At 43.6% G+C, this 24,384-nt stretch carries 20 protein-coding genes and 1 other annotated feature; of the genes, 12 read left to right on the forward strand and 8 right to left on the reverse strand.

Features of this window, described 5'->3' with window-relative positions:
• The first annotated feature begins 6 nt into the window (after nt 1–6).
• Both IGI89_RS07465 and IGI89_RS07470 read left to right on the forward strand, forming a co-directional pair.
• Nucleotides 7–2,262 carry a glycoside hydrolase family 3 N-terminal domain-containing protein gene (locus IGI89_RS07465; RefSeq protein ID WP_438735488.1) on the forward strand — a complete coding sequence of 752 codons (2,256 nt, stop codon included), beginning with the start codon at nt 7–9 and terminating at the stop codon, nt 2,260–2,262.
• Nucleotides 2,259–3,644, forward strand: a complete 1,386-nt coding sequence (locus tag IGI89_RS07470) for a glycoside hydrolase family 1 protein (RefSeq protein WP_438735489.1) — start codon at nt 2,259–2,261, stop codon at nt 3,642–3,644. The genes IGI89_RS07465 and IGI89_RS07470 overlap by 4 nt, the downstream gene beginning before the upstream one ends.
• Before the next feature lie 69 nt (nt 3,645–3,713).
• On the opposite strand, the gene IGI89_RS07475 is transcribed toward IGI89_RS07470, so the two are convergent.
• The gene (locus tag IGI89_RS07475) at nt 3,714–4,574 is read right to left on the reverse strand and encodes a MurR/RpiR family transcriptional regulator (RefSeq protein WP_008379484.1); all 861 of its coding nucleotides are present in this window, start codon (nt 4,572–4,574) and stop codon (nt 3,714–3,716) included.
• 216 nt (nt 4,575–4,790) lie between these two features.
• Here IGI89_RS07475 and rpsO point away from each other — a divergent pair, with 216 nt between their 5' ends.
• The 4 genes from rpsO to celB all read left to right on the forward strand — a co-directional run bounded on the left by rpsO (nt 4,791) and on the right by celB (nt 10,602).
• Entirely contained in the window at nt 4,791–5,060 is a 270-nt protein-coding gene (gene rpsO, locus IGI89_RS07480) for a 30S ribosomal protein S15 (RefSeq protein ID WP_005228072.1), read from the forward strand.
• Between the two features lie 470 nt (nt 5,061–5,530).
• Nucleotides 5,531–7,648, forward strand: a complete 2,118-nt coding sequence (gene pnp / locus IGI89_RS07485) for a polyribonucleotide nucleotidyltransferase (protein ID WP_008379486.1) — start codon at nt 5,531–5,533, stop codon at nt 7,646–7,648.
• Between the two features lie 210 nt (nt 7,649–7,858).
• Nucleotides 7,859–9,259, forward strand: a complete 1,401-nt coding sequence (locus tag IGI89_RS07490; RefSeq protein WP_438735490.1) for a glycoside hydrolase family 1 protein — start codon at nt 7,859–7,861, stop codon at nt 9,257–9,259.
• A gap of 2 nt (nt 9,260–9,261) precedes the next feature.
• On the forward strand, nt 9,262–10,602 hold the full coding sequence (celB, locus tag IGI89_RS07495; protein WP_438735491.1) for a PTS cellobiose transporter subunit IIC: 1,341 nt from the start codon (nt 9,262–9,264) through the stop codon (nt 10,600–10,602).
• 81 nt (nt 10,603–10,683) lie between these two features.
• Here celB and IGI89_RS07500 read toward each other — a convergent pair whose 3' ends face one another.
• The 5 genes from IGI89_RS07500 to mvk all read right to left on the reverse strand — a co-directional run bounded on the left by IGI89_RS07500 (nt 10,684) and on the right by mvk (nt 16,969).
• Entirely contained in the window at nt 10,684–12,606 is a 1,923-nt protein-coding gene (locus tag IGI89_RS07500) for a heavy metal translocating P-type ATPase (RefSeq protein ID WP_438735492.1), read from the reverse strand.
• A 294-nt stretch (nt 12,607–12,900) separates the two neighbouring features.
• Nucleotides 12,901–13,941 carry a type 2 isopentenyl-diphosphate Delta-isomerase gene (gene fni, locus IGI89_RS07505; protein WP_438735493.1) on the reverse strand — a complete coding sequence of 347 codons (1,041 nt, stop codon included), beginning with the start codon at nt 13,939–13,941 and terminating at the stop codon, nt 12,901–12,903.
• A complete protein-coding gene (locus IGI89_RS07510; RefSeq protein ID WP_005233792.1) occupies nt 13,938–15,020 on the reverse strand; it encodes a phosphomevalonate kinase in 1,083 nt (360 codons plus the stop codon). Before IGI89_RS07510 ends, fni begins: the two co-directional genes overlap by 4 nt.
• Nucleotides 15,021–15,045: 25 nt before the next feature.
• Nucleotides 15,046–16,044 carry a diphosphomevalonate decarboxylase gene (gene mvaD / locus IGI89_RS07515; RefSeq protein WP_438735494.1) on the reverse strand — a complete coding sequence of 333 codons (999 nt, stop codon included), beginning with the start codon at nt 16,042–16,044 and terminating at the stop codon, nt 15,046–15,048.
• A complete protein-coding gene (mvk, locus tag IGI89_RS07520) occupies nt 16,037–16,969 on the reverse strand; it encodes a mevalonate kinase (protein WP_008379501.1) in 933 nt (310 codons plus the stop codon). The genes mvaD and mvk overlap by 8 nt, the downstream gene beginning before the upstream one ends.
• A 305-nt stretch (nt 16,970–17,274) precedes the next feature.
• Here mvk and IGI89_RS07525 point away from each other — a divergent pair, with 305 nt between their 5' ends.
• Nucleotides 17,275–17,919 carry a deoxynucleoside kinase gene (locus IGI89_RS07525; RefSeq protein ID WP_008379503.1) on the forward strand — a complete coding sequence of 215 codons (645 nt, stop codon included), beginning with the start codon at nt 17,275–17,277 and terminating at the stop codon, nt 17,917–17,919.
• Between the two features lie 90 nt (nt 17,920–18,009).
• Nucleotides 18,010–18,915 (forward strand): magnesium transporter CorA family protein, encoded by a 906-nt coding sequence (locus IGI89_RS07530; protein ID WP_008379505.1) that lies wholly within the window; start codon nt 18,010–18,012, stop codon nt 18,913–18,915.
• Here the strand turns inward: IGI89_RS07530 and IGI89_RS07535 are convergent.
• A complete protein-coding gene (locus tag IGI89_RS07535) occupies nt 18,912–19,547 on the reverse strand; it encodes a pentapeptide repeat-containing protein (protein ID WP_438735495.1) in 636 nt (211 codons plus the stop codon). The genes IGI89_RS07530 and IGI89_RS07535 overlap by 4 nt on opposite strands.
• A 332-nt stretch (nt 19,548–19,879) precedes the next feature.
• Between IGI89_RS07535 and nox the strand changes: the two genes are divergently transcribed.
• The 4 genes from nox to rplT all read left to right on the forward strand — a co-directional run bounded on the left by nox (nt 19,880) and on the right by rplT (nt 22,690).
• Nucleotides 19,880–21,214, forward strand: coding sequence for a H2O-forming NADH oxidase (nox, locus tag IGI89_RS07540; protein ID WP_438735496.1), 1,335 nt, complete (start codon nt 19,880–19,882; stop codon nt 21,212–21,214).
• A 99-nt stretch (nt 21,215–21,313) separates the two neighbouring features.
• Nucleotides 21,314–21,437: a sequence feature (ribosomal protein L20 leader region), on the forward strand.
• Nucleotides 21,438–21,484: 47 nt separating this feature from the next.
• The gene (gene infC / locus IGI89_RS07545; RefSeq protein ID WP_005228103.1) at nt 21,485–22,006 is read left to right on the forward strand and encodes a translation initiation factor IF-3; all 522 of its coding nucleotides are present in this window, start codon (nt 21,485–21,487) and stop codon (nt 22,004–22,006) included.
• Nucleotides 22,007–22,066: 60 nt separating this feature from the next.
• The gene (rpmI, locus tag IGI89_RS07550) at nt 22,067–22,267 is read left to right on the forward strand and encodes a 50S ribosomal protein L35 (RefSeq protein WP_003128650.1); all 201 of its coding nucleotides are present in this window, start codon (nt 22,067–22,069) and stop codon (nt 22,265–22,267) included.
• Nucleotides 22,268–22,330: 63 nt separating this feature from the next.
• Nucleotides 22,331–22,690, forward strand: coding sequence for a 50S ribosomal protein L20 (rplT, locus tag IGI89_RS07555; protein WP_003128653.1), 360 nt, complete (start codon nt 22,331–22,333; stop codon nt 22,688–22,690).
• 130 nt (nt 22,691–22,820) lie between these two features.
• Here the strand turns inward: rplT and IGI89_RS07560 are convergent, their stop codons facing one another.
• Nucleotides 22,821–24,116 carry an ISL3-like element ISEfa11 family transposase gene (locus IGI89_RS07560; protein ID WP_429972316.1) on the reverse strand — a complete coding sequence of 432 codons (1,296 nt, stop codon included), beginning with the start codon at nt 24,114–24,116 and terminating at the stop codon, nt 22,821–22,823.
• Nucleotides 24,117–24,384: the final 268 nt, after the last annotated feature.

Consider the following 24,384-nt stretch of genomic DNA (forward strand, 5'->3'; position numbering starts at 1 on the left):
ATAGAAATGGAGAAGCATATGATTGAGACCCTTTTACGGCAAATGACATTGAAAGAAAAAATCGGCCAGCTGAATCAGCGTCTGTATGGTTGGGAAGTTTACGAAAAAAACAATGGAAAAATTATGTTGACTGAAACCTTTAAAAAAGAAGTAGCTCGTTTTGGCAGTCTTGGCTGGATTTACGGCGTGTTTCGAGCTGATCCTTGGTCAAGTAGAAATCAGCAAACAGGCCTGACGACCACGGAGTCCTATGAGCTATCCCTTATGATTCAAACTTATTTGCAGGAGCACACTCGGCTGGGGATTCCGGCCCTTCTCAGTGAAGAGTGTCCTCACGGGCACCAAGGTTTAGAAGCGACGACGTTTCCGGTCAATTTTAGTGTTGGTTCTAGTTGGAATCCAGAGCTGTATCAAGCGGCCCAAACCATCACTGCTCAAGAGATTCGGGCAAAAGGAGCCCATGTTGGCTTGGTTTCCGCATTGGACATTGCTAGAGATCCGCGTTGGGGGCGAACTGAAGAATGTTTCAGTGAAGATCCGTTTTTAACCAGCAGCTTTACCAAAGCGGCCGTCAGAGGATTACAAGGATCAAAAACAACGATAGAAAAGCAGAACGTTTTAGCGGTATTGAAGCACTTTGCTGCCCAAGGTGCAGGAATGGGGGGACACAATGCAGGGCCAGTGGCAATCGGTGATCGGGAATTCCGCGAGATCCATCTGCCACCAATGAAAGCAGGGATTGCTGCTGGGGCCTTGGGGTGTATGGCTGCATACAATGATCTAGACGGTATCCCATGCCATGCCAATGCGTATTTGCTGCAAGATGTTTTACGAGAAGAAAGTGGCTTTACGGGAATTGTGATGGCCGATGGGTGTGGGCTGGATCGGATTGCTGACTGGCTGGGGAGCCACCCACAAGCGGCCGCCAAATCCTTGACCAGCGGTGTGGATGTTAGTTTATGGGATGAAGTTTTCCCAGTGTTAGAAGAAGCTGTCCTTGAGGGGCTACTTGCGGAAACGGCGATCGATGATGCAGTCCGTCGTGTGCTTCTTTTGAAAGAAAAACTTGGCTTGTTTAAAGAAGCAACGCCCCGTGTTTCATTGCCCCGTAAAGAAAAGGCGCAACAAGTTGCCTTGAAATTGGCGGAGGAATCGATTGTTTTACTAGAGAACAATGGTATTTTGCCTTTGAAGAAAACGCAACAAAAGATTGCCGTCATCGGTCCTCACGTTAAACAGCTCTATCATCAGCTGGGGGATTATACGCCATTCAAGGAAGAAACAACATGTACGACCCTTTGGGAAGGTTTGACCAGTTTAAGTACGCATCAAGCTGACTTCTTCTACGAGAAAGGCTGCGAAATCTCTAGTGGCACACTGGCTCAACGAAGGCAAGCCTGTCAGATTGCAGAAAAAGCGGATGTCGTCTTAGTGACGATCGGCGGCTCCAGTGCCCGTGATTTCACAACGGATTTTGACAAAAACGGTGCCGCCTTAAGGGGATCTCAGGAAATGACCAGTGGAGAAAACATCGACTTGGCTACCCTCGATTTGCCGCAATACCAGTTGGATTTACTGTTTGCGTTGAAGAAGAGTAAAAAGCCGCTGATTGGGATCGTGATTTCCGGTCGACCGCATTGCTTAGCTCCTTTGCAAGACTTGTTCGATGGGGTGCTTTACGTTGGCTATCCCGGCCAATATGGAGGGGAAGCGATTGCTCGGATTCTTTTTGGTGAAACGGTACCTAGTGGGAAATTAGCAGTTTCTATTCCTGATACAGTTGGACAACTGCCTGTCTGTTATAATTATCGCAACACAGCGTTTCAAAAAGACTACCTCGATCAAAAAGGCGCACCAGTATATTTTTTTGGTTATGGGCTTAGTTATGCCTCTTTTATTTGCAGCTCGGTTTCGGCTGAATATGCAGGGGAAGGCATTATCGTCAGTGGCACACTTGAAAATCATTCTACTGTGTCTGGTAAAGAAGTGGTCCAATGCTATCTAAAAGAGTATACAAAAGCATATGTGCCGAGGAAAAAAGTCTTATGCGGCTTTCAAAAAGTATGGGTGCCTAGTCAAGGACAAGCAACTTTTCAACTCGTGATCGGTGAAGCATCATTGCAGCAGCTGGCAATTTCCTTGGAAGAAACAACATCGTTTTGTCTGGAAGTCGAAACAGCAGGTCAGCAGTATCGATTTGTATTTCAACGGTCCAACCCTGACCGCACGTGGCAGGTAATTCAGAAAGGAGCAAAAGAATGATTCACTTTCCAAAAAACTTTTTATGGGGAGCGGCCGCGTCAGCACCGCAAACCGAGGGGGCCGCAGTGGTTGACGGCAAAAGTCCCTCTACATGGGACAAATGGTTTGAGTTGGAGCCGTCACGCTTTTACGATGGTGTCGGACCAAGCGACACCTCAAATACCTACTATCAATACCGGGAAGACGTAGCAAACATGAAGGCCATGAACTTGAATTCCTATCGGACATCGATTGCATGGACCCGCTTATTACCAGATGGAAAAACATTGAATCAGACGGCAGTCCGGTTTTATCGGGCATATTTTCAGGAAATGCTGGATCAAGGCATCGAACCAATCATTAATTTGTTTCATTTTGACATGCCTTGGTGGCTGATGGAAAAAGGAGGCTGGGAGGCGCGGGAATCCGTGGACCATTTTGCATTTTATGCAAAAACTGCTTTTGAACAATTTGGCGATTTAGTGAAAAAATGGTCGACCTTTAATGAACCATTGGTGCATATTGAATGTGGGTATTACGGAGATGCTCATTGGCCGCAAGTACGTGATTTCAAGCGGGCAATTCAAGTTGGTTATCATACCTTGTTAGCCCATGCGAAGGCAGTTGCTGAGTTTCGTAAAATCGCACTTCCTGATGGAGAAATCTGTATCATCTTGAATTTGTCACCTGTTTATCCAAAAAGTCAAGAAGCGGCTGATCGAGAAGCCGCTGAATGGGCAGATCTCTTGTATATTCGCAGTTTTTTGGACTGTGTCGTTTATGGACAATTTCCAGAAAAGCTAACGAGCTTATTCAAGGAGCATCACTTGTCCCCTGAATATGAAGCAACAGATGCGGAAATTTTTCGTGAAAATACCGTAGATTTTATTGGTTGCAATTATTATCAACCGTTGCGGATCCAAGCACCACTTCCGCAGAAGGCAGCATCCGGTCCCTTTGAGCCACGTCAGTTATTTCGTGGGTACGATTGGCCAGAGAAAAAAATCAATCCTCATCGCGGCTGGGAAATCTATCCAGAAGGGATTTACGATATCGCGATGCGTCTAAAGAATGACTATCAAAACATGCCATGGTTTGTTTCCGAAAATGGCATGGGGGTATCTGAGGAAGAACGGTTCATGGACGCCACGGGGCAGGTCAATGATAGGTATCGGATCGCCTTTGTTGAAGACCATTTGCGTCAGCTGCATCGCGCGATCGAAGATGGGTCACCTTGCTTCGGCTACCATATGTGGACCTTTATGGATTGCTGGAGCTGGTTGAACGCTTATAAAAACCGCTATGGGTTTTATCGAGTGGATTTGAAAAATGACTTCGAGCGTTATCCCAAAGCGTCCAGTTTTTGGTTGGCAGAAGTAGCTGCCAAGAATGCCCTTGATTGATCAAAGTGTCCTTAGAAGAAAAAATACCGCAGGAAAACTTTCCTGCGGACTTCTTTGGCTATGAATATTTTATAAATACTTCTCACGAAAATCGGCAATGGCTTGGCGTGAGGCATAGATATTGCGTGCCAGCTTTTCATTCTTACTTAAAAAGACATAGAAAAGGACATCGACCGCCAATAGGTGGGCGATAATCGAATTCGTAGCAGCACTACGTTGGTTGGCTTCTTTGGAACGGGACACTTGCAGGGGAACATCCGCCAACTTTGTTAACGGATTACTGCCAAATCGGGTGAGTGACAGAATCGGGACGCCAAGATTTTTAACGATTTCTGCTAAGTGAACCATCTCAGGCGTGTGTCCACTGTTGGAAATGACCCAGAGGAGACTTTTTTTCTCGTTTTTGACGAGTTGCGGCAACAAGAGATTGTAGTCATTTTCAAACACGACGATTTTGCCTAAACGGGTCCATTTTTGTTGGATATCTTGTGCGATCAATGAAGAAGCACCGATCCCGCAGACAAAGATTCGCTCACGAGTCGCGATCAGTTCAGCGGCAGCCAACATCAGCTGTTCTTCTAACAATTGGGCCGTCTCATTCATAGTCACCTGTGCATTGTGGCTTAATTTAGATGTGATGGCATGAAAGGGCTCATTTAATTCAACATCGGCATAGCCCAAGTTTTCATTGGCATTTTGGCGCAAGCCGGATTCCGCAGATAATTGTATTTTTAAATCTGTCAAACTAGCAAAGCCGGTTTTTTTCGCAAAGCGTACGACAGTCGGCGCACTGATCCCAGTGGCTTCTGCTAATTGACTCGCAGTCATCGACGGCACTTTTTCAGGATTGGCCTCCATGAATGCGAAGAGTTTCTTCTCAGAAAGCGATAATTCATTTTTCATGCTCTCGATTCGGGAAAGAACGCTCATCCTTACACTTCCTTTAGATAGAGTAGTATCCTAAGTATAACATAAGTTTTGGAGGAGCTTTCAAAAGAAACGAAAAGAATAGGTAGATAAACTTGCTTTTTTCCTTAGAATCAAGTAAAGTAATTACGTGTGAAAAGCACAGTACCTGTTACTTGGTTTAACGAATCACCAACGTTTTACTCAGTCGCAGGGGAAAAAGAAAAAGAGGTGAAAAACATGGCAATTTCAAAAGAACGCAAAAACGAAATCATCAACAAATTTGCACGTCATGAAGGAGATACTGGTTCTCCAGAAGTTCAAATCGCTGTTTTAACAGAAGAAATCAACCATTTGAACGAACATGCACGTATGCACAAAAAAGACCACCATTCATACCGTGGGTTGATGAAAAAAGTTGGACATCGTCGTAACTTATTAGCTTACCTACGTCAAAAAGACGTACAACGTTACCGCGAATTAATCCAAGCTTTAGGATTACGTCGTTAATCAAACAAAGAAAAGTGAGGTTCAACCCGAATCTCACTTTTTTGCTATGAATCACTGCGACTGAGCGGCGCAAGCCGCACAGAGCAGATGATGAATAGTACTAGGCGAGGGAAACGAGCGTAGTGACCAAGCAGCGGAATCACTGCGACTGAGCGGCGCAAGCCGCACAGAGCAGATGATGAAACCTACTAGGCGAGGAAAACGAGCGTAGTGACCAAGCAGCGGAATCACTGCGACTGCAGTGTCGGCTAAAACAGCTGATGCAGTCTGACAGGTGATCTCGAGCCATCTAAAAAGTGAAACACCGAAAGAGCGGCCTTTTGACTGGTGAATCAAAAAGCGCAGCTAAAAAGAATTTTGGGTCCTTGTAAGCAGCATCCTACTAACCAAATGAAAGCAGCGGAACGACATTCCGATTTTTTCATTTGTTTAGTAGTGACTTGCTGGGATCCGATGAAAAGGAGCAGAACATGACAGAAAAACAAGTATTCAAAACAACTTGGGGCGGCCGCCCATTAGAAGTAGAAGTTGGCCAATTAGCCAAACAAGCAAACGGAGCTGTATTGGTTCGTTATGGCGATACGGTTGTCCTAAGTGCAGCGGTTGCATCTAAGGAAGCAAAAGATACCGACTTTTTCCCATTGACAATCAATTACGAAGAAAAAATGTATGCCGTAGGGAAAGTACCTGGTGGCTTTATCAAACGGGAAGGACGTCCAAGTACGGAAGCAACCTTGACTGCCCGCTTGATTGACCGTCCGATCCGTCCAATGTTTGCGGAAGGTTTCCGTAACGAAGTACAAGTAACAAACATCGTAATGAGTGTTGAGCAAGATTGTACGCCAGCAATGGCGGCAATGTTAGGTTCTTCTTTAGCATTGTCTATTTCAGATATCCCGTTTGACGGACCGATCGCTGGTGTTGATGTTGGTCGGGTCAATGGCGAGTACGTCTTGAATCCAACAGTAGAACAAGCAGAACAAACTGATATCGAATTGACAGTAGCTGGAACGAAAAAAGCCATCAACATGGTTGAATCAGGCGCGAAAGAAGTTTCTGAAGAAGACATGTTAGGTGCGTTATTATTCGGTTTTGATGCTATCCAAGAATTGGTTGCCTTCCAAGAAGAAGTTGTCGCAGCTGTGGGCAAACCAAAAATGGAAGTCAAATTGTTACAAGTAGATGCTGACTTGAAAAAAGAAATTTTCGACGGCTACTACCAAACAATGAAAACTGCTGTTATGACTGAAGAAAAATTGGCTCGTGAAGACGAGATCGATAAAGTCAAAGACACAGTGAAAGAAGTGTATGCAGAAAAATTTGCTGGACATGAAGAGGAAGCACAATTCTTGAAAGAAGTGAAACAAATCGCGGAAGATCTTGAAAAAGATGTGGTTCGCGAATTGATTACTATCGACAAGATTCGTCCGGATGGTCGTCAATTAGACGAAATCCGTCCACTGGCATCAGAAGTTGGCCTATTGCCACGTGTTCATGGTTCTGGTCTATTTACTCGGGGACAAACCCAAGCATTGTCCGCCTGTACGTTAGCACCTTTAGGAGAACACCAAATCATTGATGGATTAGGGGTTGAAGAATCAAAACGATTCATCCACCATTACAACTTCCCTCAATTTTCTGTTGGTTCGACTGGTCGTGCCGGCTCACCAGGGCGTCGTGAAATCGGTCATGGTGCATTAGGCGAACGTGCCTTAGCACAAGTGATTCCTGATGAAACAGACTTCCCTTACACAATCCGTCTCGTTGCAGAAGTATTAGAATCAAATGGTTCTTCTTCTCAAGCAAGTATTTGTGCTGGAACTTTAGCATTGATGGATGCAGGGGTACCAATCAAAGCACCAGTTGCAGGTATCGCAATGGGACTTGTATCTGATGGTGAAAACTACACGATCTTAACTGATATTCAAGGCTTAGAAGATCACCTTGGCGATATGGACTTTAAAGTTGCTGGAACCAAAGATGGGATCACTGCGTTACAAATGGATATCAAGATTCAAGGAATCACTGAACAAATCTTGACAGAAGCATTAGATCAAGCGAAAAAAGCACGGATGGAAATCTTAAATGAATTGACATCAACATTGGCTGCTCCTCGTGAAGAGTTAAGCCAATATGCACCGAAGATCGAAATGATCCAAATCGATCCTGCGAAGATCAAAGATGTAATCGGTAAAGGCGGCGACACCATCAATGGCATCATTGATGAAACTGGCGTGAAAATCGATATCGATCAAGACGGAAAAGTTTCGATTGCTTCTGCTGATGCAGAAATGATCCAAAAAGCTATCAAGATTATTGAAGAATTGACGAAAGAAGTAAAAGTTGGCGAAGTGTACCTTGGGAAAGTTGTCCGTGTTGAAAAATTCGGTGCGTTTGTCAACTTGATCAAAGGCAAAGACGGCTTAGTTCACATTTCACAACTTGCGAACGAACGGGTCAACAAAGTAGAAGACGTTGTCAAAGAAGGCGACGAAATCTTAGTGAAGGTCACAGAAATCGACAAACAAGGCCGTGTGAACCTTTCAAGAAAAGCACTATTGAACGAAGATAAAGCAGAGCAAAAATAAGCTGTTACTTCTAAATCATAAGCAAAGTCTAGGAAACTGGACTTTGCTTTTTTTGTGTCTAAGTAGCAGCTCTTCAAAAGGGTCTTACTTGACAGGAGTTATTTTTTGCGTTACCGCGAAAAATAAGAGATAATTCAGAATATTGTCTTTGCCATGCAAGCAATAATTCTAAGATGTTAAACGCATCTTATTTAGGATAAGGAGTACGATATGAAACAAACATTTCCAACTAATTTTTTATGGGGAGCATCGATTTCCGCTCACCAAACCGAAGGGGCGTATCAAACCGACGGCAAGGGGCTGAGTGTCCAAGATACTCGTCCAAGAGACAACCACAAGATCGCGGATTTTACTGTGGCTGTTGACCATTACCACCAGTACAAAGAGGATATCGCCTTGTTAGCAGAAATGGGGATCAAAATTTTCCGTTTTTCGATCGCTTGGTCGCGAATTTTTCCAGAAGGGCGCGGTACTATTAATCAAAAAGGATTGGATCATTACAGCGATGTCATTGATGAATTGCTGAAACACGGCATTCAGCCCTTTGTAACGTTGAACCATTTTGACTTGCCGCAAGCATTGGAAGACGAAGGCGGCTGGACAAAACGCAGCACCGTTGAGGCATTTGCCGCATACGCCAAAACGCTGTTTACAGCCTATGGGGATCGAGTGACGCACTGGCTGACGATCAATGAACCAAATATCATGCTGTTGGTGGATCAAAAAATATTAGGGAAAAAGATTCCATTATCAGAAAAATACCAGCAATTTCATCACCTGATGATCGCTGAAAAATATGCTTTCGAAGCGTGTCATGAAATCGTACCGAATGGCAAAATCGGACCGGTGCCGAATATTTCGTTGGTCTATGCGGCGACTAGTCGACCAGAAGACAACCAAGCGGCGCTGTATTTCAACAGTGTCCGGAACTGGGCGTACCTTGATTTCGCCTGCTTCGGTCGTTACAATACGGTCTTTCAAGATTATTTGAACCAAAACGGCCTCACGATTGACTTTGGTCCGGAAGATGAGGTGTTGATGAAACGGGCTCTGCCTGACTTTGTCGCAATGAACTTCTACACCACGGTGACAGTGGAGCAGCCGACGGAAGCTGGGGACATGAAAAACGGCATCAGTGATCAGCAAAGTGAAGACATTATGGAGCGTGGTTTTTACAAAGGGTTCACCAATACGTTCTTGAAGAAAAATGCCTTCAATTGGACCATCGATCCCTTGGGACTGAAAACGACGTTGCAAACACTTTATGATCGTTACCACTTGCCGATCATCATTACTGAAAACGGCTTAGGGGCCGAAGACTATCTAGAAGCAGATGGCACGGTTCATGATCCGTACCGTATCGATTATTTGTCTCAGCATATCAGCCAATGCTTAGCCGCGATCAATGCTGGGGTGGATCTGATCGGATATAGCCCGTGGTCTGCCATTGATTTGATTAGTGTGCATGAAGGGATTCGAAAACGGTATGGTTTTATTTACGTAGATCGCAATGATGCAGAGGAAAAAGAACAAAAACGAGTGAGAAAAGACAGCTTTTATTGGTATCAAAAGCTGATTGAAGAAGGGGCGATCCCTTCGTTGGAGGAGTAACGATGACAAGTGTTTTTACCTTTTTAGAAACGCGTTTGATGCCGCCTTTGAATAAGTTGGCGAATTTACGCTTTATTCGCGCAATCATGCAAGCAGGGATCATTACGGTCCCTTTTACGATCGTCGGATCGATTTTTTTGATCATTAATAATTTACCACAAATCATTCCGCCACTGGCTAGCTTTTTCGAACAAACGATTTTACGATTTTCGCCGCTTTATAGTGTCGTAACTACCATGTCTGTCGGTTCGATTGCTGTTTTTTATTGTTTAGCAACAGGGTATTATTTAACTGAGATTTATCATAAAGAAGAGCATTTGATTATGAGCAGTTTTGTAGGAGCGTTATTAAGTTTGTTTGCCTTTTTAATGACGATCATTCAGGTCGATATCACAGATGGTACTGCACAATTGCTACAATCAGAAAGCGAAACCGCCATTGTTTACAATGGGGTCGCTTTAGGCGGTTGGATCACTCGCTTCAGTGGAGTAGGGATCTTCATCGGGATTATCACCGCAGTACTTGCTACGTCAGTCTATCGTTTTTGTGTAAAAAGAAAGATCACCATCCAGATGCCTGTAGGAGTTCCCGATGGAGTCAGCAAAGCATTTGCGTCATTGATCCCAGCGATTTTGATTGCCTTTTTGATGGTGGCGATCAATGGAGTACTGGCGGTTTTCCACACGGATCTTCACGGATTGCTATCCAAACCATTTGAATTCGTGAAGGAGTTGACGGGTTCTTGGTTAGGAATCATCGTGATTATGCTCCTTATCCACCTCTTATGGGCAGTGGGGGTTCATGGGACGGCAGTTATTAAAAATAGTTTCATCAATCCCATCCTATTGGTGGCTCTAACTGAAAATATCGATGGTGCCAATAATATTTTTGCTGGGGATTTTGTGAACATGTATATTTTTATGGGCGGAGCAGGAAGTACGCTTGGATTGGTTTTATTGATGCTGTTTGTGGCAAAATCACAACAGCTCAAAGTCTTAGGAAAAGCAGCGATCTTACCGGGGCTTTTTAACATCAATGAACCAGTGATCTTCGGGGCACCGATCGTCTACAATCCGTATTTGATCATCCCCTTTATCGTAACACCTTTGATCAACGTGACGATTGCTTACTTTGCTAGCTCGTTTGGCTTTGTCGATAAAGTCATTACGGGAATTCCCTGGATTTCACCGGTGGGCATAGGGGCGTTTTTAGGAACCGGCGGTGATTTCCGAGCCATCCTGATCGCTTTGATCAACTTAGGGGTTTCCATTCTCTGCTATTATCCATTCTTTAAGATGTACGATGGCAAACTCTACACGGAACAACTTGCCAATCAAGCATAAGTAGAAAAAACAGCAAAACGCCCGTTGATGGACTTCTAGTGAAGTGCCAACAATGGGCGTTTTTGCTAGTGCAAATAGTGGTCACGTATGCAAAGACTGTTGATACAAGACACAATCATCGCAATCTTTGCGGGTTGGTTTGGCTTGCTGGGGTGTTTCTTTGTGTAATGGCAAAAGCATACGCAACCCGTTTATGATAACTAAGATCGTGCTTCCTTCATGACCCACGACCCCTAGAGGTAGCGTGAGAAATTCAAGGAAGTTTGAAGCGATCAGCAACAAGATGACACTGATAGAAAAGACGATGTTTTGTTTGATGATCCGCTGTAATTTCTTAGCCAAACGGTGACTGTCGACCAAACGCAGCAAATCATTTTTCATCAAGACGATGTCCGCCACATCCATTGCGACATCTGTTCCTTCGCCCATCGCGATCCCTACACTTGCGGTCGCTAAGGCGGGGGCATCATTGATCCCATCACCGACCATCGCATTGATTTGGTAGGTTTCTTTCATTTCTTTGATACGAGTGGTTTTCTCATCAGGCAGGCAATCACTTTCATAGTCAGACAAGCCGATTTCTGCGGCGATCACTTTGGCAGTACCTAAATGATCACCCGTCAGCATCGTCGTGTGAATTCCTTGCTTATTGAAGTAGGCAAGACTCTCACGAGCTTCAGGACGGGGCTGATCCAATAGTGCTAAATACCCTGCTAATACACGGTCACGATTGATATAAATCAAGGTTTTTCCGGCTGCTTTCAATTCTTGGATGCGGGTTTGTTCACTGACAGCAACAGAGGTTAGATCGACTTCTTTTCCAATCGTCCAATGGGCAGCTTGGTAAGTGGTGGCTAGACCGACCCCCGCTTGTTCTTCCACTGCTAATTCCAATGGTCTTTCATCGTGGAAATACGCCAAGATCGCTTCAGCCAATGGGTGATTTGATTGTTTTTCCATCCCAACAATCAGTTGGGGGATAAACGGTTCATCCAGCAATAGATGAACATCAGTGACAGCAGGTTTGCCTCGAGTCAGCGTTCCGGTTTTGTCAAAAGCGATCGCTTTGACATTGGCAAAGGCATCCAAGGCTTGTCCGCCTTTGCATAAAACGCCCAAACGAGCAGCGTGAGAAATGGCTGCTAACGTCGCAGGAGTAGCAGAGGCGACTAAGGCACAAGGGGATGCCACTACTAGTAAGACCATGCCACGATAAAAACTTTCTTGGAACCCCCAATTCGTGAAAAACGTACACAAAACGATCATTAGTGGGACGGCGATCAGGACGATCGGCACATAGATCCGTTCGATTTTTTCGATCAGGGTCGCCGTTTGACTTGGCATTTGCTGCGCTTCTTCCACCAATTGAATGATTTTTGCAAAGCGGGTGTTTTCACTCGTTTGAGTAACTTCAATGTACAATGGCTGCCCAAGGTTGATGGTTCCCCCAAAGACTTCACTGCCTAAACGTTTCTCGACAGGAATGGATTCGCCACTGATGGCCGCCTCATCAACACTGCTGGTTCCTTGGATCACGATACCGTCGATCGGGATCGCACTGCCTTTTGCCACCATAATCGTATCTTTTAACTGAAGGGCTTCGACTGGTACTTCGACGAGCTCCCCAGATTCAATCATTTTTAAGGCAGTCGTTGGTTGCAGTGCCATTAATGAACTAATTTCTCGCGTACTTTTGTTGGTCGTATATTCCTCAAGGGCACCGCTCAAACAAAAGATAAAGGTCAGCATCGCCCCTTCAAACCAATGCCCAATGATACAGGCACCAATGGCGGCTAACGCCATCAGTAGATCGACGTTCAACCGTTTGTCGTGCACCAATTCTTGCGTGCCTTCCCAGGTTTGTTTCCAACCCCCGGCAAGAATCGCTAACAGATAAGGGACAAAGCTATAAGGAATGGAAAAAGATGCCATAAGAAAGCCAGTTGCCATCAATAGCAAACAAGCAATCGTTGAAAAAACAGCCGACGATTCGGATTTACTCATAAGAAACGCCTCCTTTTGAATGTAGTCTAGGAATGAAAAAACCGATCCTTTTCTCAAGAAACAATCGATTATTCCTCCCTCGACTTGAGCATAGCACATTCGAAAACAAGATGGTAAAAAAACAACGTACCTGATAATGAAAGTGATTATCAAGTAGCGATTAAATAACGCTACTATCCAAATGATAAATGGAAACTTACTATTATAGAAAAAAGAACACAAAAAAAGCAGCACAATAAAAAACGAATTGTACTGCTTTTACTTATTTGATGTGGTAGTCAGCGATTGGATCTCTCAACGCAAACTATACTTTGCTAAGGGAATTTGACGTGCTTCACACCACTCTTTGACAGCGCCAGAAAAAATCAGCTGAACCTTGGTGAGGTCTTTAGTGCTTGTCTGTCCTGCCATTGTGTAGAGCATCTGCAGCTGTTCCTTCCATGATTGTAAGGTGGCGATGGTTTCTTCTTTGCCTTTTGACAAAAGCAGCACGAGGATCGTGGCGGATAGTCCTACGCTATCCGCACCAAGGCAAAGTGCTTTGAAGATATCGTAAGCATCCCGAACGCCGCCTGAAGCGATGCGGGTAAAGGGCTGTTGGATCTCATTTGCTTCCAGCAAGGAAATCACGGTGGATTGGCCGAAGGTATCAAGATACGCCAATTCACGTTTTTTTCGACGAGCATTTTCGATTTGAGTAAAACTTGTGCCGCCGCTCCCAGCAACATCAATCGTTTGTACGCCGATCGCCAGTAACTGCTGGATCGTTTCACGGGACATCCCAAAGCCGACCTCTTTGACGACAACCGGAACGGCAACAGAAGCCATCGTTTTTTCCAATAAGGACAGCCATTGGCTAAATTGACGATCGCCTTCGGGCATCACTAATTCTTGCGGTGCATTAAGATGGATCTGCAAGGCATCGGCATCAAAGAGCTCCACTGCCCGCTGTGCATTTTCAACGGGACTGCCCGCGCCAATATTGGCTAATAAGAAGCCGTCAGGATTGGCTTTACGGACGATACGGAAAGAATCGGCGACACTTGGGTCTTTTAAGGCAGCCGAAACGGAGCCGGTTGCCATCATCAAATCACAGGCTTGCGCGATCTCTGCTAACTCTTGATTGATTTTTAAGGTTTTTTCACTGCCGCCTGTCATGGCATTGATGAAAAAAGGGCTGGAAAATGAGCGGTCAAAGACAGTCGTCGTAATTGACACATCAGCCACGTCAATTTGCGGAAAGGACTGGTGGACCAAGCGAACTGCATCAAAATCGTTGCTGTGTTCTTTATGGAACGCTTTTGCTAAGGAAACATGTTCATCTTTTCGATTCATGATAGGTCCTCCCGGTAATGGTAAACATGCAGCGGCAATGGGGTGATCTCGGCTTTTTCCCACGCACTCATCAATGGTAAAATACCGGTTTTTTGGTCAACGATCACGATACCGCAATCGCCGCCGCCGGCACCGGAAGATTTGGCTGCACCACAATAATTTTCTGCTAGATCACAAAGCTTTTTAAGTGCTGGAGTTTCAATCGGCACACCAGTCAGTGCGGACAACTCCCGCAGGAGCTTTCGATTTTCTGTGATCATTTTTTTGATCGTGCGACTGTCTTCATTTAAGAAGCCGTCGATCAATCGATTGACGCAGTCTTTGCTGGCTGCTAAAAAGGCGGCATAGGCGTTTTCTTTTTCTTCTTTGGATTGATAGACTTGATCCACTAAATCAGAAGTAGAGGCAGGAGAGCCTGTCCAACCAATCAATAGTCGAAGCGATTTCGGAACCGTCAAGGGACGGATCGATAATCCTGGCCAATCGAAAGCGATCAATTCTGTTAAGGTATGGTCCTTTTGTTTGGCTAAGACCCAGTCGTGATCGAAGGTTGAAAAAGCGATCCAGCCGCCATAACAAGAGGCTGCAATATCACCGCAAGACCCATTGCCTTGAACAGCGAGATGGGCAAGAGCCGCAATTTTGAATTGGGTCAACCGATCCATTTCCATTTGATAGTACAGATTCAATGCTTTGACCGTGGCAACAGTCACGGCGCCGCTGGAACCGAGGCCATATTTGCGACCGTTCGAGTTATCCAGTTCACTGGTCACTTTTAAATCGTAAAAGGAAAGGGGAATGCCTTTTTCTTGGGCATATTTTTCCGTCAGACGAATGGCTGCCAAAATATAGTGGAAAGGATTATCCCGATGGTCTAAGACTAATTCGCCTTTGCGACGCGTCCAGCGAATCGGCAGGTCGCTGTATTGGGCAGACTGGATGCTGCCGTTTTTACGGGCCTCTTCCACATTGACCGTAATAAATTGGTCAACGGCAACGATGATTGCAGGATGACCAGGTTCGACAACCGCGTATTCACCAGCAATAAATAGTTTTCCGGGAACAGATAGTTCAATCATTTCGACACTCCTAATCGATGGCTTCTTAGTTGATGGCAGAAGATTCTTCCACCGGTAAAAAGGCTAATCCTTTACCCGCGTGAGCAGTTACTAATTGTTCTGAGGCAAAGTGAGCACTTAATTCACGTAAAATCGTTTGTTCTTCTTGTTTTTGGCATAAAACTTTGACATTGGGACCAGCATCCATCGTGAAATAGCAAGCCAATCCTTTTTTTCGCAGCATTCGGACACATTCCATGGCTCGTAAAGATTCAGAAGACCAATAAGTAAAAGGTGGTTCGGCGGCTAAGGTCGTTCCATGCATTTTCAAGGCGTTGGCCTCGGTCGTTTCACCTAAAGCAGTAAAGTCTTTCTCGGCAATCGCTTGTTTCATTTTCACGAGATCAGTTGCGGTGGCAGTAAGCCAACCCGGATAAAAGCTTGAGGTTTCAACGGTTCGGCGCATCCCCTCACGACTGGAGACTTCTTTGGCTTGTGCGTTGATCAAAATAAAGATCATACTCAATTCTTCTTCCCAGCCATTCGACGGCACTTGCGTGGCAAAAGAAGTCTCATCGGTGCCTTGATGCCATTCAGCAAAGCCGCCGTAGATACTCCGACACGCCGAACCAGAACCGCGACGGGCCAAACGGGATAACTCTTGCTCCGACAAGTTTAAGTCCAGTGCTTCACTACAGGCACCCGCCAAGGCCGCTAATCCGCTGGCAGAAGAGGCAAGTCCAGCAGCGGTTGGGACGAAGTTTTGACTTTCCACCGTGGCATACCACGGGCAGTCCGCTTTTTTTCGTACCAGATCCAAAAAGTCCGCAACTTTTTTTGTGGCAGCGTCTGTTTGCACCACACCATCCAGCGTAAAGCAATCCTGTGGAAAATCAGGTGAAAAAGCCACCGTTGTTTCTGTGTAAAAAGCATCGAGGGTCAGGGACAAACTATTGTTCATCGGTAAAATGAAAGTTTCATCTTGTTTTCCCCAATACTTGATCAATGCGATATTCGTGTAGGCGCGAGCCTTTCCCTTATACATGTTCATAAACTCCTAATCCTTGTATCCATGCCGCACGAGCGCCATCGGACAATAAAATACGGCTGATATTCTCAGCCTGTTCCTTCGTTTTGGTTAGTGCGATCATACAGCCGCCCCGGCCCCCGCCGGTCAGCTTTGCCCCGTAAGCACCGTGTGCCAACGCTAAGGAAACCAACTGATCCAGTTGCTGATTGCTGACCCCTAGCTGCTGCAGGGCCTGATGGGCGTTGTTCATGCTTTCACCTAATACTTCTAATTGATTGGCTATGATGGCCTCTTTAGCTTTTTTGGTTTCGATCCCTAAACGCTGGATTGCTTGACTAGCCAGCTGCTTGCTGGTTTCAAAAAGATGGGCGACACTTTTGACTGCTTCTCTCGTTTGCCCTTTGATTCCAGTATCAGCGACGAGCAAATAACCGTCGATCGTGAGGGGAAACGAAGTGATGGGATGCCCTTTGATAAAGTAAATGGCATCTGTCCCACTGGCTGCCGCAGCATCGATCCCGCTAGGATTGCCATGAGCGATTTTTTCAGAAAAGTTGACATAGGTCATCAATTCTTCTTTTGTAAAGTCTTTTTTGATCCAATCAAAAAAAGCGCGAGTCAGTGCAACAGCGACCGCCGCGCTAGAACCCATTCCCCGTTCAGAAGGGATAGTGCTGACGATGGAGGTTGCAAAAGGACCCGTGTGGAAGTCTTGTTGCAGACGATGCAGCAAGTCTTTGACATTTTTTAAGTGGCTGGGGACTTCTTCAAGCAGACCGTGATAGTAACTTGAAATCAAGGTGTTTGTTTCATTTGCTGTAATCTCGACTTGTACTTTTGCTCCCGCAAAAGGGAAAGCAATTGCTGGTTCACCGTAAACAACTGAATGTTCACCCATTAAGATGATTTTTCCTGTAGCTATGCCAGTACCAATTGACATTATTTTCCTCATTTCTCTAGGGAGCTTACCCCACATGATTCATTTATCGTTTGTCAGTCAATTGTAACTATCTCCTGACAAAAACACAATTTAATTAAAGATCCTTTCCTATTTTACTAGAAGAAGGCTCTTTCGTTAAGCATTCCGTATGAGATTTCAAAAAAAAGCAAAAATCTTTAAACTTTTATTGAAAAAATTCTTGATCTGTGCTTCAAAAGTTTCAGTTGACGGCACAAGATATAGTGTTGTATAGTTGATATCGCAAATGCAACATACAATATTTAGTGATGAGTGAGTTGGGGGATATGAGCGTGATCGTATTAGCAGGAACGATTGGTGCCGGTAAATCAAGTTTGACCGCATTGATCGCCAATCATTTTGGCAGTCAAGCCTTTTATGAATCGATCGATGACAATGAAGTGTTACCATTATTTTATGCAGATCCAAATAAATATGCGTTTTTACTGCAAATCTATTTCTTAAATAAACGATTTGAAAGTATCAAGCAAGCCATGAAAGACGACAATAACGTCCTGGACCGTTCCATTTATGAGGATTCACTGTTGTTCCATTTAAATGCGGACCTTGGGCGAGCGACCGATACCGAGGTCAAAGTCTATGATGAATTGTTAGCCAATATGTTAGAAGAGCTGCCGTATGCAGCTCACAAAAAGCATCCAGATCTTTTGGTGCATATTCGCGTTTCTTTTGAAACGATGCTCGAGCGTATTGAAAAACGTGGGCGGGAATATGAGCAGTTGACCTTTGATCCTTCGTTATACGACTACTACAAAGAGTTGAACAAACGCTACGATCAATGGTACGAAGAGTACAATGAGAGTCCAAAGATCCAGATCGATGGCGATCAATTCAATTTTGTCGAAGACCCGCAAGCGGCACAGGCCGTTTTAACGATGGTGGAAGAGGCCTTGAAAGACGCCCGTAAATAAGTAATAGCTGATACAGCCAGGAAAGTCCTTTGATTGGGCTTCTGGCTGTTTTCTTTTATAATAGAAGAAAGCAAGAGTGGAGGATGGATTGTGGAAAACAAACATGTCTTTTATGACGGAAACTATGAATGGATTCAAGTCGACCAACAAGACGCAAAAAGCGTGATGGCACTGCAAAAACAATATCATTTGTCTGACGAGATGCTTACGTACTCTTTAGATAAAAACGAACGCGCGCGGGTCGAATATGATGCCGAAGAGGAAGCATTGCTGCTGGTTTTCAATGTACCTCAGCAAGAAAAGCGTGAAAATCATTTTGAGACCAGCCCGATGACGTTTATTTTAAAAAGGAAGCAACTCTTTACATTTGCATCCCACAATACCCGTTATGTGATTCCAATGATGGAGCGCTTGATCCTGCAAAACCCGCTGCAAACGCCCATTCATTTTTTGTTTCAAAGCTTGTTCTTGATTTCTGGCACGTTTTTTCCGTTAGTCGAAGAAGTCAATAGTGAGCGGATTCGCTTGAATCAGCGACTACGGGAAAAAACAACCAATAAAAACTTACTGCAAATGTCTGATTTGGAAGTTGGACTGGTTTTTTTAGTGTCTGCCACGAAACAAAATGCGGTCCTCTTGGAGCAAATCAAAGCATTATCCATTTATCGTTTGATGGATGATGATGAGCGGGAACAACTGGATGATGCCTTGATCGAAGCCAAACAGGCAGTGGAAATGACCCAACTGGCATTCCAAATTTTGGAACAATTGTCTGGTACCTACAATAATCTATTAAACAATAACTTGAATGATACTATGAAGTTTTTGACCGTTTGGTCCCTCTTATTGACTGTGCCTTCCATCGTCACCAGTTTCTTTGGCATGAATGTTCCGCTGCCTTTTACCAATAGTATTTTCGGTTGGGGTATTGCCTTGTTGATCAGTTTAGTGTTATCCGTCTGGATGTTGATTGCTTTATGGCGCAGAATTCGTTAGTCGATCACCAAACCTAGACCGGCGGCGATGACCAAGGCTTGTTCTTGATCGACTGTTAGTCCTCGCAAGTGTTCAAAGGACAACGCGACCTTTTGAAATTGATTGGTCCGAAAATCTAAAGTTGCTAATTTTGTGTGAAACCAGTTGCTATTGTTCAACTGGTTTTCTTGTAGCGTCAAGTGTTTCCAATCCATCTCATAAAACTCACTGTCGTTTAGTTGGCACTGACGAAACAGCATCGTCCGTAAATTGGTATTGCTAAAAGAAGCAAAGTTTGCCACGCAATCTTCAAAGGTACAGTCACGGAAATAGCTTTCCGCAAAATTCGTACCAGTCAATTTACACTGTTTAAAGTGAACGCGATGAAAGCTGGCACCAAAACATTCCAGATTAGAAAAATCGCAGTTCTCAAAGAGAACATTTTGACATTCCCATTGACTCAAGCGTGTTTTTTGCATCGTCACTTTCTTGAAATGACATTGCTTCAAGATAAGGTTTTTGCAAGTATCATAGCTATAATCATCGCCTTCGAACACCCCCCCTTCGAAAAGCAGTTCTTCTTCTAAATAAAAATCCTGTGGCTCTAATGCCGACAATAAGGGCGGTAGTGGCAATACGATTTTTTTCTTCATCAAGATCCCATCCTGTATGTTTTTCTCTCAGTATAACACGGCGAATCGATGCCGCGATAGTTACGAAAAAGCGGTGGGGCATTGTGAAATTTATTCAATCGGTTTGCAGAATGCTTTTATAACAAGGAAAACCTTTGATTTTGAATACATATTTTTTCACAATCTTTTTACTTGCAAGACAAAAATAATTTTGATATAGAAACTTAACCCGCTGAAAGTGACGTATATCAACGAAAAACTGTCACAAATTTTTAAAATCGCGAAAAAGTTGATAGTTTTCAAATTCACAAGCGAGCTATAATGACAATGTAAACAAAAGGAGGAAATTTTCCATGACAAAAACAGTTATTATCGGTGCAAACCACGCGGGGATTGCTGCTGCCAATACATTATTAGATAACTACAAAGACCAAGAGGTCGTAATGATCGACCGTAATACAAACTTAAGCTACCTAGGTTGTGGGACTGCTTTATGGGTTGGACGTCAAATCGATTCATACGAAGGCTTGTTCTATACAAAACGTGAAGATTTTGAAGCAAAAGGTGCAAAAATCCATATGGAAACAGTGGTTGACCATATCGATTTTGAGAAAAAAGAAGTACACGCTGTGACCAGTGAAGGTGAAACGATCGTTGAATCTTATGACAAAGTTGTCATCGCAACTGGATCTGTTCCGATCTCACCCAAAGTACCTGGACGTGACTTGAAAAACATCCATTTCTTGAAAAAATTCCAAGACGGACAAACGGTTGATCAAGAGTTAGCCTCAGAAGACGTGAAAAACGTTGCCGTTATCGGTGCTGGTTACATCGGTGTTGAAATTGCTGAAGCAGCAAAACGCCGTGGCAAAAATGTGTTGCTTTTTGATGCAGCGACACGGGCATTGCCAAACTACTACGACAAATGGTTCACAGAAGATATGGACAAAAACTTAGCTGACAATGGCATTGAATTGCATTTCGGTGAATTAGCGCGTGAATACAAAGGAACAGAGAAAGTAGAAGCAGTTGTAACAGACAACGGCGAATACCCAGTTGACCTAGTGATCAACGCGATCGGTTTCTTACCAAACAACGAGTTAGGCAAAGATCATTTGGAATTGTTTGCTAACGGCGCGTACTTAGTGGACCGCCATCAACGGACAAGCGATGCAGATGTTTACGCAGTCGGTGACTGTGCAACTGTGTACTCAAATGCTTTGCAACAAACCACTTATATCGCATTAGCAACGAATGCCGTACGTTCAGGGATCGTCGCTGCCCATAATATCGGCGGAACTTCTTTAGAATCAACGGGTGTTCAAGGATCAAACGGGATTTCGATCTTCGGCTACAACATGGTTTCAACGGGCTTGTCAGTAGAAGCTGCCGAACGTAATGGCATGAAAGTGAAATACTCTGATTACGAAGATACCCAAAAACCAGGCTTCATGAAAGAAAATGCGACAGTTAAGATCCGCATCGTCTATGAAGAAGAAACACGCCGCATCGTTGGTGCGCAAATGGCGTCACGTACATCTGAAATCGCAATGGGCATCCACATGTTCTCATTAGCGATCGAAGAAGGCGTAACGATCGACAAGATGAAGCTATTAGATATCTTCTTCTTGCCTCACTTTAACCAACCATACAACTACATCACGATGGCTGCGTTGAAAGCAGAATAAGAAACACAAAAGTCGGAGCGTATGCTCCGGCTTTTTTTTGAAACAATCATGAAAACTGTTGACAATAAGAGGGAAAAGCAGTATACTATAAAAGTTGAGAAATAAAAGCAGAAGCACCCGCTTCTCGCCTGAGTGAAGATATCGCTGGGCAGAATAGGATTCCTACCATTTATTTGTGTGGAGTACGTGCGGGTTCGTGAAGAACTCGTTTTTTTATTGTCTGATTTCGAATCGACAAGCTTTTCTTTCTCTCAAAAAACTCGGAGGTGAATGACCATAGCAAAGGATATGATGGTAAACGACGGCATTCGTGCACGTGAATTGCGTTTGATTGATCAAAACGGCGAACAACTTGGTGTAAAGAGTAAAGCTGAAGCATTGCAAATTGCAGAACGAGCAAACCTTGATGTGGTATTGGTGGCACCAAATGCTAAGCCACCAGTAGCAAGAATTATGGATTACGGGAAATTCCGCTTTGAGCAACAGAAAAAAGACCGTGAAGCTCGTAAGAAACAAAAAGTAATCAACATTAAAGAGGTTCGTTTAAGTCCAACGATCGACGTCAATGATTTCAACACAAAATTGCGTAATGCACGTAAATTCCTTGAAAAAGGGGACAAAGTGAAAGCTTCGATCCGTTTCAAAGGCCGTGCCATTACCCATAAAGAAATTGGTCAGAAAGTGTTAGATCGTTTGGCGGAAGAAACTGCTGATTTGGCAACTGTTGAGCAAAAGCCAAAAATGGATGGCCGCAGTATGTTCTTAGTATTAGCACCAAAAAACGATAAATAATGACTCACTGAGTTTCAGTTTAAAGTCAGATAACGAAAGATTTTGAGGAGGAAATTAGTTATGCCAAAACAAAAAACACACCGCGGATTAGCAAAACGCGTAAAACGCACTGGCGGCGGCGGATTGAAACGCTTCCGTGCCTTTACCAGTCACCGTTTCCACGGCAAAACAAAAAAACAACGTCGTCAATTGCGTAAAGCTTCAATGGTTTCAGCTGGCGATTACAAACGTATCCGTCAACAACTAGCACGCATGAAATAATTGCGTAACCCAAGCTTCACGTATACAAACAATTATCGATTTTCATATTAGGAGGAATTATACATGGCACGTGTTAAAGGTGGAACAGTAACTCGTAAACGTCGTAAAAAAGTGCTTAAATTAGCAAAAGGTTACTACGGTTCTAAACACACTCTATTTAAAACAGCAAAAGAACAAGTAATGAATTCATACAACTACGCATACCGCGATCGTCGTCAAAAGAAACGCGACTTCCGCAAATTGTGGATCGCTCGTATCAACGCAGCGGCTCGTATGAATGGTTTAAGCTACTCAAAATTGATGCACGGCTTGAAATTAGCTGAAATCGACATCAACCGCAAAATGTTAGCTGACTTGGCTGTAAACGATGCAACAGCATTTACTGCATTAGCTGACCAAGCAAAAGACGCTTTAAACAAATAATCAATCGTTGGCAACAACGTTAGCCCCGCTCTTTGAGCGGGGTTTTTTGGCTCTTTGTCAATAAGGACTGATGAGTTGTGCAAAATCAAATCTGGGTCAGAATGAACCACATTCTGGCTCAGATTTTTTGTTATCTTACATTGATTAATTGATTGATCAAAAAGATTCTAATTCTCATGTTCTCGAATGATTTAAATCCGTAGGATACTCGTTTCATTGTCTTTATGTGGGTATTCTTCGCTTCTATTTTTCCATTGGAATAAGGATAGATCATTGCGTTGGTGATGCCTTCTTCATAAGTCAGAAGGTTTTGAAGCTTCTCCCGAAAGCCGTCATCTAACGTTTCGGGAAGTTCTGCCAATATGCAGAAAAATAAGTCAGGGTCTTTGTCTCGAAAGGCTTCAACTAATTCATGAAAAAAGGGATACGCCTCCTTCAGGGGCGTAGAAAACTCAAGCAATCGATCAATCATCATTGCTTCAGTAAGAAATGGGTATTTTGGTGCTCGGAAACTTTTCCATGTTTTGTATTCATAATGGTTGATGTTTGCACGATTTTTTAGCAAAAAGCGCCAGTTCTTTTTCAGTTTTTCTGCCTGGCTTTTCTGTCCGGCTTTACGAAGTTCATTCATTTCACGGATACGCAACTCATTGAACGCTTGATTCATGTGTTTGACAATATGAAACCGATCAATCACTACTTTCGCATTTGGCAGAACACGTTTGGTGAGCTGGAAGTAGGCGGCGTTCATGTCTGTCACCAAGAATTCTACTTCTTCTGGATTGGTACAACCTAAGAAATAGCTTGTTAATCGAGGTAATTTACGCGTAGGCAAAACATCTATTAATTTTCCTGTTTCGCCATCTGCGCAAATAAAGCTCATTTTATCTTCTATGGAAGCATGCGAACGAAATTCATCAACCATCAATACTCTGGGGAGAATCTTCTTAGATTGCTTTGGTAAATAGCTTTTAAACTCTTTCAATGTACGAATAACGGTGGTCAAAGATACCTGACAGCTTTTCGCAATAAAAGATAAAGATACTTTTTCAGTCAGTAAAGAAGCAATTTTATATCTAACATGATTTGCGATTGAATGTCTGGGTTGGACAAAATAACTTTGAGCAGTCCAATGGGTTCGGCAGTTTTTACAGGTATAGCGCTGCTTTTTTAGGCGCATAACCAAAGGCATATGATTGTATTGTTCAAAACGGACAATCGTTTCCTTCTTCCCATTTTTCACTATAATTGCTTTCCCGTTTCCATCTACCACAGTAGAACCACAACTTCTACAAGCACGAGGAGTAGGCGAGAGAACAGCATCGACGACCAACGTCTTTTTCTTCTGAAGGGTCTCGTAAGAGACCTCTATAATCATCAAATCTTTCTCTATTATTCTCAGCATTTTTTTGATAGAATCATTCATATAGCATATCGTCCTCTCAGTTGTTTATTTTGTGGTGATTTAATCATACTAGAGAACGATATGTTTTTTAATACCTAAAATGAAAATGGGACTGAAGAATCAATTCTGATTCATCAGTCCCATAAATTATAGAGCCGGTTTTTTTGTTTTTCTCGATGACCGAGGAATGGTTTCTCACTATCTTTCATACGTTTCTTTCCATTAAGCGAAAAATAGATTATACTTTTTGAAAGCGGTTATTTTATTTATCTCACGACTTTTCCACGAA

The organism is Enterococcus sp. AZ141 (assembly GCF_051714385.1).
In the GTDB taxonomy this organism is placed as follows: domain Bacteria; phylum Bacillota; class Bacilli; order Lactobacillales; family Enterococcaceae; genus Enterococcus_D; species Enterococcus_D entomosocium.